17 protein-coding genes are annotated in these 15,855 nt (G+C 36.5%); 15 read left to right on the top strand and 2 right to left on the bottom strand.

Translation table 11 applies throughout. From position 1 onward, the window contains the following. Positions 1-89 precede the first annotated feature (89 nt). From EKM68_RS03395 to EKM68_RS03340, 12 genes are all read left to right on the top strand, one after another. Positions 90-842 carry an ABC transporter ATP-binding protein gene (locus EKM68_RS03395; protein WP_125588251.1) on the top strand — a complete coding sequence of 251 codons (753 nt, stop codon included), beginning with the start codon at positions 90-92 and terminating at the stop codon, positions 840-842. 49 nt (positions 843-891) lie between these two features. Then, positions 892-2,685 (top strand): FtsX-like permease family protein, encoded by a 1,794-nt coding sequence (locus EKM68_RS03390; protein ID WP_125588250.1) that lies wholly within the window; start codon positions 892-894, stop codon positions 2,683-2,685. A 689-nt stretch (positions 2,686-3,374) separates the two neighbouring features. Next, entirely contained in the window at positions 3,375-4,106 is a 732-nt protein-coding gene (locus EKM68_RS03385) for an amino acid ABC transporter ATP-binding protein (protein WP_164509344.1), read from the top strand. Positions 4,107-4,123: 17 nt separating this feature from the next. Next, on the top strand, positions 4,124-4,954 hold the full coding sequence (locus EKM68_RS03380) for a glutamate ABC transporter substrate-binding protein (protein ID WP_125588248.1): 831 nt from the start codon (positions 4,124-4,126) through the stop codon (positions 4,952-4,954). Continuing rightward, positions 4,951-5,589, top strand: a complete 639-nt coding sequence (locus EKM68_RS03375; protein WP_125588247.1) for an amino acid ABC transporter permease — start codon at positions 4,951-4,953, stop codon at positions 5,587-5,589. Before EKM68_RS03380 ends, EKM68_RS03375 begins: the two co-directional genes overlap by 4 nt. Before the next feature lie 12 nt (positions 5,590-5,601). Then, positions 5,602-6,255 carry an amino acid ABC transporter permease gene (locus EKM68_RS03370; protein ID WP_125588246.1) on the top strand — a complete coding sequence of 218 codons (654 nt, stop codon included), beginning with the start codon at positions 5,602-5,604 and terminating at the stop codon, positions 6,253-6,255. A 604-nt stretch (positions 6,256-6,859) separates the two neighbouring features. Further along, complete coding sequence (nhaC, locus tag EKM68_RS03365; protein WP_125588245.1) at positions 6,860-8,272, top strand: Na+/H+ antiporter NhaC; 1,413 nt, start codon at positions 6,860-6,862, stop codon at positions 8,270-8,272. A 190-nt stretch (positions 8,273-8,462) separates the two neighbouring features. After that, positions 8,463-9,371, top strand: a complete 909-nt coding sequence (locus tag EKM68_RS03360) for an efflux RND transporter periplasmic adaptor subunit (RefSeq protein WP_125588244.1) — start codon at positions 8,463-8,465, stop codon at positions 9,369-9,371. 12 nt (positions 9,372-9,383) lie between these two features. Further along, positions 9,384-10,061, top strand: a complete 678-nt coding sequence (locus tag EKM68_RS03355; protein WP_125588243.1) for an ABC transporter ATP-binding protein — start codon at positions 9,384-9,386, stop codon at positions 10,059-10,061. Beyond that, positions 10,054-11,211 carry an ABC transporter permease gene (locus EKM68_RS03350; protein ID WP_125588242.1) on the top strand — a complete coding sequence of 386 codons (1,158 nt, stop codon included), beginning with the start codon at positions 10,054-10,056 and terminating at the stop codon, positions 11,209-11,211. The genes EKM68_RS03355 and EKM68_RS03350 overlap by 8 nt, the downstream gene beginning before the upstream one ends. Positions 11,212-11,233: 22 nt before the next feature. Further along, positions 11,234-11,692, top strand: a complete 459-nt coding sequence (locus tag EKM68_RS03345; RefSeq protein WP_125588241.1) for a hypothetical protein — start codon at positions 11,234-11,236, stop codon at positions 11,690-11,692. 146 nt (positions 11,693-11,838) lie between these two features. Further along, positions 11,839-12,642, top strand: coding sequence for a hypothetical protein (locus EKM68_RS03340; protein ID WP_125588240.1), 804 nt, complete (start codon positions 11,839-11,841; stop codon positions 12,640-12,642). 194 nt (positions 12,643-12,836) lie between these two features. Here EKM68_RS03340 and EKM68_RS13800 read toward each other — a convergent pair whose 3' ends face one another. Next, positions 12,837-13,037 (bottom strand): hypothetical protein, encoded by a 201-nt coding sequence (locus tag EKM68_RS13800; RefSeq protein WP_125588239.1) that lies wholly within the window; start codon positions 13,035-13,037, stop codon positions 12,837-12,839. A gap of 677 nt (positions 13,038-13,714) precedes the next feature. Next, complete coding sequence (locus EKM68_RS03330) at positions 13,715-14,164, bottom strand: PTS sugar transporter subunit IIA (protein ID WP_125588238.1); 450 nt, start codon at positions 14,162-14,164, stop codon at positions 13,715-13,717. Positions 14,165-14,383: 219 nt separating this feature from the next. Between EKM68_RS03330 and EKM68_RS03325 the strand changes: the two genes are divergently transcribed. Genes EKM68_RS03325 through EKM68_RS03315 form a run of 3 tightly spaced genes read left to right on the top strand, consistent with a single transcriptional unit; the run spans position 14,384 to position 15,751 of the window. Continuing rightward, positions 14,384-14,788, top strand: coding sequence for a hypothetical protein (locus EKM68_RS03325; RefSeq protein WP_125588237.1), 405 nt, complete (start codon positions 14,384-14,386; stop codon positions 14,786-14,788). Further along, a complete protein-coding gene (locus EKM68_RS03320) occupies positions 14,724-15,497 on the top strand; it encodes a hypothetical protein (protein WP_125588236.1) in 774 nt (257 codons plus the stop codon). The genes EKM68_RS03325 and EKM68_RS03320 overlap by 65 nt, the downstream gene beginning before the upstream one ends. Before the next feature lie 35 nt (positions 15,498-15,532). Beyond that, positions 15,533-15,751: a hypothetical protein gene (locus EKM68_RS03315; protein WP_125588235.1), complete on the top strand. Its 219-nt coding sequence runs from the start codon at positions 15,533-15,535 to the stop codon at positions 15,749-15,751. Positions 15,752-15,855 lie beyond the last annotated feature (104 nt).

The raw sequence follows: 15,855 nt of genomic DNA, 5'->3' as shown, positions 1-15,855 counted from the left end.
TACGAATTTGTAAGTTCAAAGTAAGATGAATCGAACGACGTTTGTGGCAATTTTTTTTATGATAGATATATCAAATGGAGGTACAAGAAATGCAAAAAATCGTTGAAGTAAAAAATGTTGAAAAAATTTATGGTAAGGCTGACGAAAAACAATTCAAGGCTTTGTCGGATGTAAATTTTGAAGTTCAACCGGGAGAATTTGTTGGTATCATGGGAGCTTCTGGTTCAGGTAAGACAACATTATTAAATATTTTGTCAACTCTTGATACGCCAACAAGTGGTTCGGTAAAAATAGCCGGACAAGATATTACGACATTAAACAACAATGAAATGGCCGACTTCCGTTCTAACAAAATCGGTTTTATCTTCCAAGATTTTAATTTATTGGAAAACTTAACAGCTTATGAAAACATTGCTTTGCCATTGGCATTACAAAATGTGGCACCAAAAAAAATCAAACCAGCAGTTACTTCAATTACTGAAAAACTAGGTTTAACTGAAATCTTAAATCACTATCCAACCGAATTATCTGGTGGTCAAAAACAGCGTGTTGCGGCCGCTCGTGCATTGGTACACGAACCAAGCATTGTCTTCGGTGACGAACCAACTGGTGCGCTTGATTCTAAGAGTGCTCGTGCATTGATGGATACAATGACGAAGATCAACCAAGAAGACAACGTCTCAATCTTATTGGTTACACACGATCCTTTCTCAGCTAGTTACTGTGACAGAATCTTGTTCATTCGTGATGGGGAGATCGGTCAAGAATTGAAGAAGGCAGATAATTCTCGTGGAGAATTTTATCAGGAAATTTTGGATTCATTAGGTACATTCGTCGAGTAAATTTTAGAGGGTGGAGACATTTAGTTTTATCAAATAAGGAGATTAAATAATGTTAAACAAACTAGCCCTAAGTGGCATACGACATCGAATGCGGGACTATACGGTATTGTTCTCAGGTTTGATGATTGCTTCAGCAATTTTTTATATGTTTTTGTCATTAGCTATAAATAAACAATTTTTAAGTTCCAACTCACCAGCCGCTGCAACGGCATTTATCTTTGGTTTCGGAATTGTCTTGCTAGCGATAATTACAATTGTCTATATAAATTATGCGAATACTTTTTTGTTAAGTATGAGGCAAAAAGAATACGGGATGTTCATGATGCTTGGCGCCAAGAGTAGTAAGATCTCCAAAATGATTTTTGTGGAAACCTTTGCTATCGGAGCCATCTCAACCATTATTGGTTCACTCCTTGGTATTATTGCTACGAAGTATGTCAGTCAATGGATGATCACGGCGCTAGACATGCAGATCAAGCACTTTAATAGTTTCTATTTACCAGCCCTAATGTGGACTTTTATTTTCTTCATTGTATTATTTGTTTTTTCAGCACTACGTAATTCAGTTTCACTTCGTCGAACAAAGGTTTTGACTTTGTTACACAAAGATAGTCAGCCAAGTAAGATCAAACGTAACGGTGGAGTAAAGGCAGTTCAAGCAGTTCTAGGAATTATTTTTCTAGTTATTGGTTATTTCGCTATGTGGTATATCGGTAAGAATGCTGGTTTTATTTTCATCGGTGTTCCGATTGCTCTAGTGACTATCGTGATTGGTACTTACTTTACGATCAACTCTGCGATTACGGCAGTTATTTCATTACTCAAACGCAATACTAAGTATTCACAAAAGGGCTTGAATAACTTCACACTTTCACAGTTGAGTTTTAGAATCGGAGATTATACGAAAATTCTCTCAATGGTATCGATCATGTTTGCCTTAGCTCTTGGAGCTATTACCGTTGGGCTAGGTTTTCAAAAACAAATTGATACAGTTGTTAATGGTCAAAATTACTATGATGTAGCGGTTCATAACGCCGATACAGCACAAAAAAATCGTATCAATCACTTGAGTGGTGATGATCAATTCAATTACTCATATAAGACCGATGATAAGAACAAAATTGTTTATTATCGTACTAGTGAATTTAAGAACCAGCCATTTCATTATGAAGCATTTAATATGAAGAGCATGATTGCGACGACAAAGACGAGTACTAATGTCACTAATCCTGATGTCAGTTATTCGATGCAACAAAATATGTTACCGAAGTATCGGATGAGTCAGATCAAGGCTGTTAGTGATGCGAAGTATAACAAAATCCAAGCCGCATCTAATACTTTAACTTTGGTTAAGACAACATCGTTCAAAAATAATTTGAGTAAGATCAGGACTATCTCTAAAGAAGAAGCCAAACGTTATCCTGAACTGAAACAGGCTGGCGGAGATAAGTATACTGCGTATACCATGATCAATGGATTCTTCTCTGGATTAGAATTCATGGGCTTCTTCCTCGGAATCGCCTTCTTGGCAATGTTAGCAAGTTGCTTGATGTTCAAGATCCTTTCAGGTGCGAGTGGAGATGTTAAGCGTTACAACATGCTCTACAAGATTGGAACTCGTCAAAAGGTGCTTCGCTCCACTATCAGTAAAGAGATTGCCGTCTTGTTCGCAGTTCCCGCTGGACTTGGTATTGTCCACGTATTATTAGGATTACAAATGTTCAAGGGTATTCTGTTCCAACCATATACACACATCGAAATTCCCTTCGGAATCTTCATTGTCCTGTATCTGTGCTATTACTTCTTAACGAGTTATTTGTACAAGAAGATCGTTTTAAAATAAAGTTTGACCAGTTTTCCTTTCGGGGTAACTGGGGTCGGCGGGTATTCCCCCTAACGTATACCTTTCGACCCCAGCTCCTCCGAAGAGAGGAGCGTTAGTTGTTTAAAAACGTCGAAGAAACCTTCCCCCTCTGAGACGCAATATTATATGGAAATCCCTCAACAAGATTCCTGAAACACCCTTCAATATATGTAATGAGAATTCCCGTTCTCAAAAGTGTGAGAGCAGTCACACACCCAATATTCGTCACCTATTCTTAGGTGGCGTTTTTTTTTGTAAAGAAAGGGTTAAGTTAATAATTTAGCGGATAATGAATATATTCATAGCGTTAGACTAGCGATGTATGATAAAGAGTTGCTTGATTAAAAAAAATATAATTTTAGTAAATTTTTTTAATTTATGATAGAATTAATTACTTGATAATTTTTTAACAAACATATAGTTCGTATTTTGAGATAAAGAGTATATTGGATAATTTTTTTTATATGGCAATTTGTCATGGAAGAGTATTGACATATAAGGATTACAGCGTAATAATCACGTTGTGTTAAAGCCGAACATGTTCATTGTTTGGACGTTTTATGTTGCTAAATTCGTATTTAAACATTAAAATTTCTTTAATGATTATTTTTCAGGAAATTTTAAGATAGATTTCAGAGGGAATAGAAGGGAGAAAGTTTATGTCATCAATGATCGAATTCCGTGATGTACAAAAGTATTACGGCAAGTTTCACGCACTAAAGGACATTAACTTAAAAATTGATAAGGGAGAAACAGTTGTTTTGATCGGACCTTCAGGATCTGGTAAGAGTACTTTGGCCAGAACTGTTAATGGTTTGGAAACAATTCAAGAGGGACAGTTGATCATCAACGGTCATGATATTGCGGATAAATCCACTGATATTAACCGTATTCGTACTGATGTCGGAATGGTTTTTCAACATTTTAATTTGTATGCCAATAAGGATGTACTTGAAAATGTTATGTTAGCTCCAAGAATCGTTTTGAAGTTGAATGAAGAGGAGAATAAGAAAGCTGCTATGGCTTTACTAGACCAAGTTGGTTTGGCAGATAAAGCTCATAACATGCCTTCTCAGATCTCTGGTGGACAGGCACAACGTGTAGCCATCGCTAGATCACTTGCAATGAAACCTCGTTGCATGCTATTCGACGAACCAACTAGTGCGCTAGATCCAGAAATGATCGATGATGTTTTGGGTGTTATCAAGTATGTTACTAGTCAAAGTGAAATGACATCACTTATTGTTACTCACGAAATGGGCTTCGCTCAAGAAGTTGCCAACCGTGTTATTTTCATGGCTGATGGTCAGATCCTAGAAGATGATGAAACAGAGAAATTCTTCAAGCACCCTTCAAACGAACGTGCCAATCAGTTCTTAGGTAAGATTATTAAGCATTAAAATAGGGGGTATTTGATATGAAAAAGAAGTTTAAATATTTAACACTGCTAATCACGTCTTTGCTCCTAGTGCTGACTCTGACAGGCTGTGGTTCACAGTCTTTGTCTTCACAAAATGTTTTGGAAAATGACAAAAAATCTAAGACCATTACATGGGGTGTTAAGGCGGATACTAAACTACTTGGATTGACTGATGTTAAAGATGGTAAAGAAAAAGGATTTGAAGTAGATTTGGCTAAGGCTTTGACTAAGAAAATGCTTGGCAAAGATGCAAAAGCTAAATTTGTTACCGTTACATCACAGTCACGTATTCCGCTATTAAAGAACGGAAACATTGACGCTATCATCGCTACGATGACCATAACGCCAGATCGTAAGAAGACGATCGATTTTTCTAATTCGTATTTTGATGCTGGACAATCGATTCTAGTCAAAGATGGTTCTTCAGTTAAAAAAGTTCAAGATTTGAACGGTAAGACAATTATCGGTGTTGTTGGTTCAAACTCAGTTCAAAATGTTAAGAAGTTTGCTCCAAAGGCACAAGTTCTTCAATTGCCTGATTATGCGCAAGCATTGACAGCATTGAAGTCAGGTCAAGGAGATGCGTTGACGACTGATAATGTTATTTTGGCTGGTATGGCCGTTAATAATCCTGGATATGAATTAACAGGTAAGGCCTTCACAACTGAACCTTATGGTATTGGTATCAATAAAGGGCAGGGAGACTTCAAGAAATCTGTAAATAAGGCCTTAAAAGAAGTTCAAACAGATGGAACTTACAATAAGCTTATTATGAAGTGGTTTGGTAATGTTCCGGGATTCAACTATAAGGAGGTGCTAAGAAAATGATAAAACTACTAACAGATAATTGGTCAGCGTTTATTTCTGGATTCGGTTGGACCGTTCTATCCAGTGTCTTGGCACTGTTCTTCAGTTTGATTATTGGTTCATTGTTTGCCATCTTGGAAGTTATGCCAAGTAAAACAGCTCGTGTGATCGGTAATATCTATGTCGAAATATTCCGTAATATTCCTTTATTAGTTATTACGATGTTTTTCTACTTGGTAATTCCGTTGTATGTCGTGAAGGTCAATGGATTCACAGCTGGAACAATCGGACTGACAATCTATACCTCAGCCTTTATCGCTGAAACAGTTCGTGCTGGTATCAATTCAGTTGATAGTGGTCAAATGGAAGCGGCTCGTGCTCAAGGTATGAGTTTTTGGCAAGCAATGAAGAATGTTGTTTTGCCACAAGCTTTCAAATTAGTTATTCCACCACTAGGGAATCAATTTGTTAACTTGGTTAAGAATTCATCAGTTCTAGCCTTCGTTGCTGGATTTGATTTGATGTACCAAGGGAATATGATTGCATCACAAACTTTTGATACTGTAAATACATATGTTGTTGTCGGTTTATTCTACTTAGTTATTACATTGCCGATCAGTTATTACATGCAACATCTAGAAAGAAAATTAGCTTAGGAGGGGGCCGTTATGCAAAATTGGATAGACGCTTATTCATGGATCAATATACGATTCCTGCTCCAAGGGCTATGGATTACGATATTGATCTCAGTTATATCAGTAATATTGAGTTTTATTATTGGATCAGTTTTAGGAATCATACGATATGCTAAGATTCCGTACTTTTCGAGGATCATTGGTTACATAATCGATGTTATTCGTAATTTACCATTACTTTTGATTATCTTCTTTACGTATTTTGGATTGCCTGCATTTGGGTTTAAGCCGGATACAATACCAGCAGCAATTCTGGCGATGACGGTTTTTGAATCGACAATGATTGCTGAAATAATCAGATCTGGTATTTTGGCGGTCGATATTGGTCAGATGGAAGCATCCCGTGCGATGGGTATGAAAATGGGACAGGCTATGTGGCACGTAGTTTTACCGCAAGCATACAAAAAAATGATTCCAGCTTTGGTTAGTCAATTTATTTCATTGATCAAGGATACTTCATTGGCAACGATTATCGTTGTGCCAGAGTTGATGCAACATGGTCAGGTTGTTTATGGTCAAGATCCTAATTACATTATCCCAGTCTTTGTTGCGATGGCTATAATGTACTTTGTCGTTTGTTATGCTTTATCGTTGTTATCTAAGGTTATTGACAGGCGAATGGCTTAAAAAAATTAGAATGCGCAAGCATTCTTTTTTTGTGGGGTTGTTTGTTGTTTGCCGCCTCCGGTTGAAAGTGATCAGTTGGTATTAAAATAGTTAGTGATGGTACTTAGCTGGAGGTGGAGAGATTTTTACCAGCCGTGAAAGTGGTGTAAGCCACAGGACGAGCTTTAAGATTTGCGAAGCAAAGCTTAAAGTCGAGGTCCCAGACCGCACTTTAGGCTGGGACCGTTCCCCACGGCAGGTAAAATATCTCGGAACCGGAAGCGGCAATAAATTAGAAAAACATTAGAGAGATCTCTTGACTTATAATTTAATTACTGATAATATTCAAGTCAATCAAATAAACAAATATAAGTGTCTGAAGCAAGTAATACTGCATCTGTGTGTAAGAAAGCCGGTGGTTAATGCGAACCGGTCAGGGTGTACGTCATGAAATACCGGACATGACTTGGTTTTTCCAAGCGGGTAAAGAGGACCGTTACTTCTCGAGAGTGGAGAATATTTTATATTCTCAATCTGGGTGGTACCACGGTTATTAGTCGTCCCTGTTGCGTAAGCAATAGGAACGACTTTTTTTGTATCTAGGGTTTGGAAAGGGAGATTAATTATGGAAAACAAGGTCAGCTTCAGAGAGGCAATTTCAATTTTAATTGTAATGTTAGTAGTTTTAGGATTCAGCGTTATCAAATTTGGATTATCACCACAGACACCAGTTCTAGTGGTAATTGGATTATTAGTCCTTTGGTCCAAAGTTCGCGGGGCTAGTTGGGATGATATCCATGCTGGAATTATTGATGGGGTCAAGAACGGTATCGTACCAATTTTTATTTTTATTCTGATTGGTGCATTGATTGGTACTTGGATCGCCGCCGGAATCATTCCATCAATGATGGTTGCCGGATTCCATATGATTTCAGTTCAGTGGTTCGTTCCTTCAGTTTTCATCGTTTGTGCAATTATCGGAACTTCTGTCGGTAGTGCCTTCACAATTATTTCTACTTTGGGTATCGCATTATTCGGTATGGGAACAACTATCGGTGCTAATCCAGCGTTGGTTGCTGGAGCAATTATCTCAGGAGCAATTTTTGGAGATAAGACATCACCACTTTCAGATTCAACTAACTTAGCTTCTGCGATTGCTGAAGATGACTTGTTCGCTCATATTAAGAACTTGATGTGGACGACAATTCCAGCTTTTGTTATTTCTCTTATCCTCTACGCTATTCTTGGTAATAACGGTTCTTCTAATGCTAGTTTAGGAAATATCAATACAACTTTGAATGTTTTGAATAGCAACTTTGTTATCTCTTGGTGGGCTATTTTACCAGTTGCACTATTGTTCGTATGTGCTATCTCCAAGGTTCCTGCCATTGCAACTTTGATCTTGAATATTACCGTTACGGTCGGTATGATCTTCATTCAAAAACCAAGTACACAGATTAAGGATGTCGCAGGTTTCATCGAAAACGGTTTTGTTTCTAAGTCTGGTAATTCAGCGGTTGACGCTTTGCTTACTCGTGGTGGTATCACCTCGATGATGGGTACAGTTTCATTGATTTTCTTAACCCTTTCATTAGGTGGCCTGTTAATGAAGTTTGATGTTATTCAAACAGCCATGACACCACTCGCTGCAAGACTTAAGACTCCAGGTTCAGTCGTTACAGCAACTATTCTTTCAGGTATCGGTGTTAATATTTTTGTCGGTGAGCAATACTTATCAGTTATCTTGCCTGGTAAAGCTTTCAAATCAACCTTTAACAAACGTGGTCTCGATAATTTAGCTCTTAGCCGGGTACTTGAAGATGGTGGGACAGTTATCAACTACTTGATTCCATGGGGTGTTGCCGGAGCATTCGCAGCCAATACACTAGGTGTTTCAACATTAGCCTTCTTACCATTCTGTTTCTTCAGTTTACTATCACCAATTCTCTCTATTATTAGTGGTTTCACTGGTATCGGATTGAAACGTCTGGATAAAACTAGCAAAACAGCTGACAATGACGATGCAATAACTGCATAATAAATTAGTGGTTTTCAGAAATATCTCATAATAATTACTGAAAAAAGTAAATATTATGAGATATTTTTTTGCCTTTTTTGACCTTACAAAAATGTAAGATTACGTTACTCTAATCCCACTAAAACAGTATATTTATTAGGTAAAATTAAATGTATAATGGAACAAGTCTTTTTGAAAATAGGGAGGAAATATGAAAAAGATCAAACTAACAATTTGGGGAATTGCCATCGTTATGGCAATTGTTGCTTTGGCCGTTATTCTTGGCAAAGGTAATGATGACCAAGCAGATAAATACAACACTTACATGGTAAAAGCAGAACAAACTGATAACTTCACAGGGGTTGTTCAAGCAGACCAAAAACACGCCGTCAGTGACGAACCAAAAACTGACGATGAAACACTTGCATCATCAAATGTCAGAAATGGCGAAGAGGTGATCAAAGGACAAGTTCTCTTCACATTCTATCGAGACATGTCTAGCGAGATTGCTTCAGCTAATTTAGAAATCAGACAAGCTCAATTAGCGATACAACAATTGAATACAATAACTGATAAGAATACTGATTATCAAATTGAATTAGCCAAGGAGCAAGAGGCCTTGGGTGACGCTCAAGATAAGTTAAATAAATTAACTAAAGAACAAAGTCGGACGGTTTTAGCACCAACTGCTGGAACTTACTTCAAAGACAGTGAAGGCCGTAGTTTTGTTTACGGTACACCAATCATTGAAGGTAACGTCAATGAATTCTCACTTGATAAGATTCAAACTGGCAAATCAGTGACAGTTATCAAGAATAATGGTGACAAGATCGATGGTACTTATAGTTCTAAGGACAAGATTCCATATAACAATGGTGCGGTTTCTTACTATCATTTCCAAGTAAGTACTGATGAAACTTTGACTTACGGAATGCATGTCCAGATTCAAAATGCAACTCGTGGTTTCAAGATTCCTAAGGCTGCCATTAAGTCAGATGATACGGTTTATGTTGTCAAGAATAACAAGAAGCAACGTCGTGTACTTGACCTAACTAAGTATGATAACAAGTATTACGTCAAAAAAGGAATCAAGGCTGGCGATAAGCTGGTCTTGTTCTAGGGCGGTGATTTCATGTTAAAGATAAGTAACGTGGGAAAGTCATACGGCCAATTTAAAGTTTTACAAGATATTGACTTGGAAGTTGCGGATGGAGAGTTCTTGGCTATCATGGGACCATCTGGTTCGGGTAAGTCGACTTTGATCAATATTCTGGGACTTTTGGATCAAGATTATACGGGTGAATATTTATTAAATGATAAGAGTTACAAAGATACTTCTGATAACTTTTTATCCCGTATTCGTGGGGATCAACTAGGATTTGTTTTTCAGAATTTCAAATTACTAACGACTTATAATGTTTATGAAAATATTGAAATACCGTTGGTATATAGTAAGACAGAACAGCATAACAAGCTTGAACGTGTTGAAGCTGTAATCGAACAAGTTGGATTGGCTGGTAAAGAAAAAAGCCGTCCCTCAGAATTATCTGGTGGACAGCAACAACGTGTAGCCATTGCTCGTGCAATTGTTAATCGTCCTAAGCTGATTATTGCGGACGAACCAACAGGGGCTTTGGATACTAAGACTAGTAAAGAAATTATGGATATTTTCACTAAGCTGAATCAAGCTGGCACGACGATCATCATGGTTACTCATGATGAAGAGGTTGCTCAATACGCCATGCGTACGGTCTATATTCGTGATGGAAAACTATATCATGACGCAAAGGATGTGTTTAAGAATGATTGATAAAATTATGATTGCATTCAAGTCGATTGGTAAAAATAAAAATCGTAATTTCTTAACTATGTTAGGAATTATTATTGGAATTGCCTGTGTTATTGCTATCTTAGCTGTCGGTGATGGCTTCACTAAGACGATGACAAAAGGGATGGGAACGCACAATGACAAAGGACGTGTCACGATTAGTTTTGAAGCATCGTCATATGATGATGTAACGAGTGGCTTCACCAAAAATGACATTAGTACTTTGGAACGTGTATCTGGTGTTGGCCACGTCAAGCTAGATAGTAGCAATACTGCTGCTACTGCCAAGATTCAATATAAAACTAAACAGGAATCAACTGACTTGAATAAAGCGCCCAAACATTTGAAGTTGTACAAGGGCGTAGGAACGACGATCGATAAGTCAGATATGAGTAATATTTTTATTTCACATGATTTAGCGTCAAGAATTTTTAAGGGTGAATCAGCATTGAACAAACCTCTTATTATAGAGGGAAATGTCTTCATTGTTCGTGGAATATATAAGGTCAGTGATTTTAATTATCGTCCTGATATATATGTTTCGAAGGATGTCTTCAAACAATTATTCGCTAATCAAATCACAAAAAATATTGCGCGTATTTACGTACAACCAAATGTTAATAAAAAGGCCGTTGGTAAACGCGCAGTTAAACAGATGAAGAAGTTTGGTGAGGATAAGCAAATGGGTAGTTACTCTGTTTCTAATCCAGACCAGATCAGTAAGACCTTTACCAAGATGATGAACTACATTACTTACTTCGTGGCCTTAGTTGCCGGGATCTCACTATTGATTGCTGGTATCGGTGTTATGAATGTAATGTATATCACTGTCTCAGAACGACGCAAAGAAATCGGCATTCGTCGTGCCTTTGGTGCAACATCCAATGATATTCGCAGTCAGTTTTTGATAGAGAGTGTGGTACTTTGTGTCATCGGTGGGTTGATCGGTATTATATTCGGTTATGTACTGGTGGCCATCATCAATGCCTTCTTACCATTCAAGGCGATTGTTACCGGATATTCATTAGCTATTTCCTTGTCAGTTTCGACCGCAGTTGGATTGATCTTCGGATTCATTCCATCTAATAAAGCTGCACAGTCACCACTGGTTGGATTACTGAAGGAAGAATAGTTAGCTTAAAAAGGGGATTAATATGAAAAAATTATACAAATTAGATGGCTGGACCTTGTTTGCAATGTTTTTGATTTTGGCATTCATGGAATTGATACAAATGTTCTTGTCTAATCAAAAAATTGGCGGTGCTCCAGCGATGGGCAAAGCACTAGAATTAGGAATGTATGCTGTAACGATTATTTTTAGCTTTGCGATTTACTACGGCGTTATGTACTTAGTATTGAACAATAACGAAACTGGATTTCAAAAGGTGATTTTTGTGAATATCGTGATCGGATTAACAGTGGCATCATTGTTAGCTATTATCGCGGGTTTAATTACCGGTAAGTCACTTAATGTTTGGATCAAGATAGTAATTGGTTTAATTGGAAATGGCTTAATTGCCTGGACTAATTGGAAAGAATTAGATGTTTCCCAAAATAGTAAGATTAAGATAAGTGTTTGGACAGCAATTTGTTTTGTGGTTTCTTCACTATAATATTATAACGGCGTTATGGGCTTGGACAGAAATGTCTTAGCCTTTTTTATTGTCATAATTGTATTTGGTTATATTGAATCTAAATAGTGATGAAATTGTCAGTCATGCTATGATGAGAGTAAACATAACCGGAAAGGTCAACGATTATGAAGCAGATGGTAATTTTTCTTGTAACAGGGATGTCAGCACTGTTTTTAGCAGGTTGTCAGGCTACTGAAAGTTCAGATAAGGATAGTGCTAAAGATAAGGAAGAGTCAGTGCAACAGGTTCAGAAACAGACTATCGACAAAAATAAGACTAAATGGGATTCTGAGGTGGCCAAAGCTAAGAAGATAGATGTGACCTCTATTGATGAGTCATCATCGTATATTTTTCCCAGTAGTATTAAAGAGTTCAAAGATTACAAGAGTTTGTTAATTAAAGGAACGGTTGTGAATTACAAGCAGTTATCTTATATTCACAATGAAGCATACACTAAGGCGTCGATTAAAATTGATGCAGTACTGTTAGGTAGTCAAAAAAGTCTTGAAGGCAAAACTGTCGATCTTATATTGCATGGTGGTTTAACTAAGTCTAGCGACTATTTGTTTGGAATGAATGACTTGGAGTATAACGGCGTTGCAGTAGTTCCAAATTCGGATGAAGAATTGTATATCCATGATACTGATGCACCACTGCCGGCCATTGGGTCGAGCATCATTACAGACATTAACTATGTTGAATATGACGACCATGATAGTACTGATTTTGCGAATGCTATGCGAGTTAACAAAATCAAGAGTAAAACAGTCTATCGTCCTAATGCTGAACAATTCACTCTTTGGGTTAAAGATGTTGGTGCCAAAGAATATGTTCTGAATAATGAAAACCAAAGAAATAATTCTGATCCTAATGACCTATCATCAGAAACAACCTTTACCAAATCGATAAATGATACTTATAACAACTAAAAAGTCACCCGTGTTTACTATGTAGGTTCTTTCTCAACTTTGGTTATGAGAAAAAGAGACTGTCTTCCACTTGAAATAACTTCAAGTGGAAGACAGTCTCTTTTTGACGAATTTGAAATTAAATACACATACGGGTTCTTTTATAACCAAACTTGAGAAAGAGCCGAATTCAGGGTATCCTGTCCCAATTCAAACTATTTTTTCAAGAAAGTAAGCACGTTCTTCTCATTTGACTTCATGTGTCCTGCTAAGAACGCAATTATAATTGCAACAGCAGAAAATAAAAATTCCCATACCGACCATTTAAAAACTAGTGTTAAAACTAACATAATTAAAACTGAAATTAACATGACTCCATCTCTAGGGCCTAATTTCAAATACGGATACATCATCATCAGATGTCACTTCCTTTATTGAATAAGCTAAACTAGGATTTATTGTGGATGTATAATTTTTAGGTAGCTTTTTGTTTCCTTCTAATCGCAGCATTATCGGAGCCTTGAGACAATTAGGTGCATAGTCATTGCCAGAAGTTCTGTCGAAGCTAACTGAGACTATACACTGAATTACTTACGAAATTAAGGATACCCTGTGTAGCGGATGGGACAGGCAGATTCCGTAAAGTCTTGGCAACTGTGCGTCTATCTCTGGTAGGAAGAAGTCTAGGAATAATGCAACATCCATTTAAGTTCTAAGAACAGTATAACATTTCTTTCATTTTTATGAAAACCTTTTCACAAAAATGCTTTGGCAAGTTCAAGCTGACCCCGAACAACCCCTGAAACTTTCAGTGACAGTCTAAGAAGCTGTTTAATGTCTTTGAAAGACACTTGAATTTCAGATAAAATCCTTGAAAAAGAGGACTTACTGATTATCTAAACAATGTCGTCTGTAACCGACTTGAGTTGCTTTGCGTTCGGTTTTGTTATGTTTTGCTGGCAGTTGTTGTCATGGAGGCGGTAGTTGGGAAGCAGCACGTGAAAAAGATCCCCGTATTTACTATGTAAATGCGAGGATCTTTTTTAGATTATATTTAGAAGTTAAACGTGCTTTGTTACGCACTCTTTTGTATTTAATCAGTAAATGATTGGTTTAATTTGTTCAAGCCGCTGTCATTAAACTTAATATCATCAAGTTGTGATGATTTATCATGCATAATATTTGTGATCTTATCAGTCATTTCATCAACCGTTGCTTGATCAGAATCTTCTGGGAAGATACCCACGATCAAGTAATCGATCGGTGTCTTATCATTACCCCAAGTAATAGGATCCTTGAATGTTAAAGTCATGGTATGAACGTTATTCTTTTTTTCACTTGTAGCAAACATGAAGACAGCACGGCCTTCAATGATGATATTACCAGCAGCAGCACTGGCAAAAATACTACTTTGAATGTTTTGCTCATCAATATTGAATTCGTCAGCGGCTTTTTTAGCAGCTAGTTTTAAAGCACTTAGTTGGTTGTTATCCTTTAATTCGATATTTGCAGTTGTGTGGTTCTTTCTAAAAATTTTAAACATAATATATATCTCCTTTGCATTTTTATAAATTCAACGAAGTGGTTCGACATGTCTTAACTTCTCTACATAAATTATGATATTCTATCGAACCCGTTTCATAGCAAGGGAAAAGTTCAAAAAAATTTTAAAGATTTATTTATCACATGATATACGAAACTAGAATGGCGTAACAGCAGTAATCGTTGGTATGATTCTAATAACAAATATAAAGGAATAGATATGAGTAAATTTGCTGGAATGATAATAATGATGATAACTTTTATACCTTTGACGGCATGTTATCAAAATGAAACTAAGTGCACAAATGACACAAAGAGAATAATGGATACTCGTATCACCAAATTTGAAGTTACAGACACATCTATTTTTGACATTATTTATACTAATATTATCTTTGATTTAAATGACCCCAATAAAGGTGACAACAAATTAGGTGATAATTCTGATATAGTTATTATGCGGGATAAAGTATTTTTTCAAGTTGGATATCGTGATATCAATATTCAAAAGAATAAACATAATAACAATTTAAACCGTTTTGGCGGTGAAGTGGGGAAGAATGAAAAAAATCTGGGGAGTTTTGGTAATTCTGTTGGCAGTCGTGACACTGATCAGTTGCAGTAATAGTGCTCACAAGGCCTATAATAGTAAAACTGAAAGTGAAAATGTTTCATTAAAACGTAAAGTAAAAGTTAATAAAAAGCATTGGAATAAAATGACTTCGGCTGCAGTGATTGAGTATTTGCCTGGTAGTACTAACTTTGATGATGTTTTTCCAAGTACTTGGCATGACATGAAAAATGAAAACAATTATATAATTGAGGGTACGATCGTCAATTATGAAAAAATGGAACATCAACCATTGCTGGTTGAAACTAAGGCAACGATTCATGTTGATAAGGTTTTGAGTGGAAGTAAAGTCTTGGAACATCAGTATATTGTTACAACTGTTCCTATGGGTTTTGCTTTTTCGAAGGATATTAAATCAAGCGTTGAAGGTAGTTCAGATCAAAAGAATACAGAAGTTCTTTATCGACAGACTAACTTTCCATTACCAAAGATAGGTAGTCAAATAATCACTGGAATTAAGTCTAATAAGAAAAAATTTGATCAGAATCGATCTTTTAAAAAAGAAATGGCAAAATACGATTTGAGTGGTTCAGATTCGTATTTAATAACTGAGCCAAATTATAATTTTTGGATTAAAAATGCTGATGGTAAGTTTATTATCAATAATCTTGATATCAGAAACATGAAACAGGATAATCCTAATTATGATAAGGTATACAGTCTTGTAGAGTTGACTAAACAATTAGATAGTAAGACTAAGTAGTCCATGATATTATAGGTTCAAAAGGGGTGAGGACTATGATGTATTCTTCAACATTGATAGTACTTTTGCTTATTGGTCTAATTTGGTATATAGCTTCGGGTAATAATAACAAAGTAGTTAATAATAAACTCGCGCCCATCTTAATTGGTGTTGCAGTGGTAGCGGTGTTGGCTATTGCAGTCATGCCGATGATCGGTGGATTTGGTATGTTCCACGGAATGGGTGGTTATAGCATGGGAACGCGCTGCTGGTAATGATTACACAATAATATAAATAAAAAAATGAGATCTCAATTATGAGGTCTCATTTTTTTGATGCAGAAATTTGATATATCAAGCTAGTATTTGTGTACAAAAAA

Origin of the sequence: Companilactobacillus jidongensis, from assembly GCF_003946575.1 — a bacterium.
GTDB classification, from domain to species: Bacteria; Bacillota; Bacilli; order Lactobacillales; family Lactobacillaceae; genus Companilactobacillus; species Companilactobacillus jidongensis.
Note: the sequence above shows the minus strand (reverse complement) of the source record. Positions and strands in the feature narration are given on the sequence as shown.

What these genes read in the sequence shown, in the direction of transcription:
- EKM68_RS03395 (WP_125588251.1), top strand. Translation starts at nt 90, where the DNA reads ATGCAAAAAATCGTTGAAGTAAAAAATGTTGAAAAAATTTATGGTAAG.
- EKM68_RS03390 (WP_125588250.1), top strand. Translation starts at nt 892, where the DNA reads ATGTTAAACAAACTAGCCCTAAGTGGCATACGACATCGAATGCGGGAC.
- EKM68_RS03385 (WP_164509344.1), top strand. Translation starts at nt 3,375, where the DNA reads ATGATCGAATTCCGTGATGTACAAAAGTATTACGGCAAGTTTCACGCA.
- EKM68_RS03380 (WP_125588248.1), top strand. Translation starts at nt 4,124, where the DNA reads ATGAAAAAGAAGTTTAAATATTTAACACTGCTAATCACGTCTTTGCTC.
- EKM68_RS03375 (WP_125588247.1), top strand. Translation starts at nt 4,951, where the DNA reads ATGATAAAACTACTAACAGATAATTGGTCAGCGTTTATTTCTGGATTC.
- EKM68_RS03370 (WP_125588246.1), top strand. Translation starts at nt 5,602, where the DNA reads ATGCAAAATTGGATAGACGCTTATTCATGGATCAATATACGATTCCTG.
- nhaC (WP_125588245.1), top strand. Translation starts at nt 6,860, where the DNA reads ATGGAAAACAAGGTCAGCTTCAGAGAGGCAATTTCAATTTTAATTGTA.
- EKM68_RS03360 (WP_125588244.1), top strand. Translation starts at nt 8,463, where the DNA reads ATGAAAAAGATCAAACTAACAATTTGGGGAATTGCCATCGTTATGGCA.
- EKM68_RS03355 (WP_125588243.1), top strand. Translation starts at nt 9,384, where the DNA reads ATGTTAAAGATAAGTAACGTGGGAAAGTCATACGGCCAATTTAAAGTT.
- EKM68_RS03350 (WP_125588242.1), top strand. Translation starts at nt 10,054, where the DNA reads ATGATTGATAAAATTATGATTGCATTCAAGTCGATTGGTAAAAATAAA.
- EKM68_RS03345 (WP_125588241.1), top strand. Translation starts at nt 11,234, where the DNA reads ATGAAAAAATTATACAAATTAGATGGCTGGACCTTGTTTGCAATGTTT.
- EKM68_RS03340 (WP_125588240.1), top strand. Translation starts at nt 11,839, where the DNA reads ATGAAGCAGATGGTAATTTTTCTTGTAACAGGGATGTCAGCACTGTTT.
- EKM68_RS13800 (WP_125588239.1), bottom strand. Translation starts at nt 13,037, where the DNA reads ATGATGATGTATCCGTATTTGAAATTAGGCCCTAGAGATGGAGTCATG.
- EKM68_RS03330 (WP_125588238.1), bottom strand. Translation starts at nt 14,164, where the DNA reads ATGTTTAAAATTTTTAGAAAGAACCACACAACTGCAAATATCGAATTA.
- EKM68_RS03325 (WP_125588237.1), top strand. Translation starts at nt 14,384, where the DNA reads ATGAGTAAATTTGCTGGAATGATAATAATGATGATAACTTTTATACCT.
- EKM68_RS03320 (WP_125588236.1), top strand. Translation starts at nt 14,724, where the DNA reads ATGAAAAAAATCTGGGGAGTTTTGGTAATTCTGTTGGCAGTCGTGACA.
- EKM68_RS03315 (WP_125588235.1), top strand. Translation starts at nt 15,533, where the DNA reads ATGATGTATTCTTCAACATTGATAGTACTTTTGCTTATTGGTCTAATT.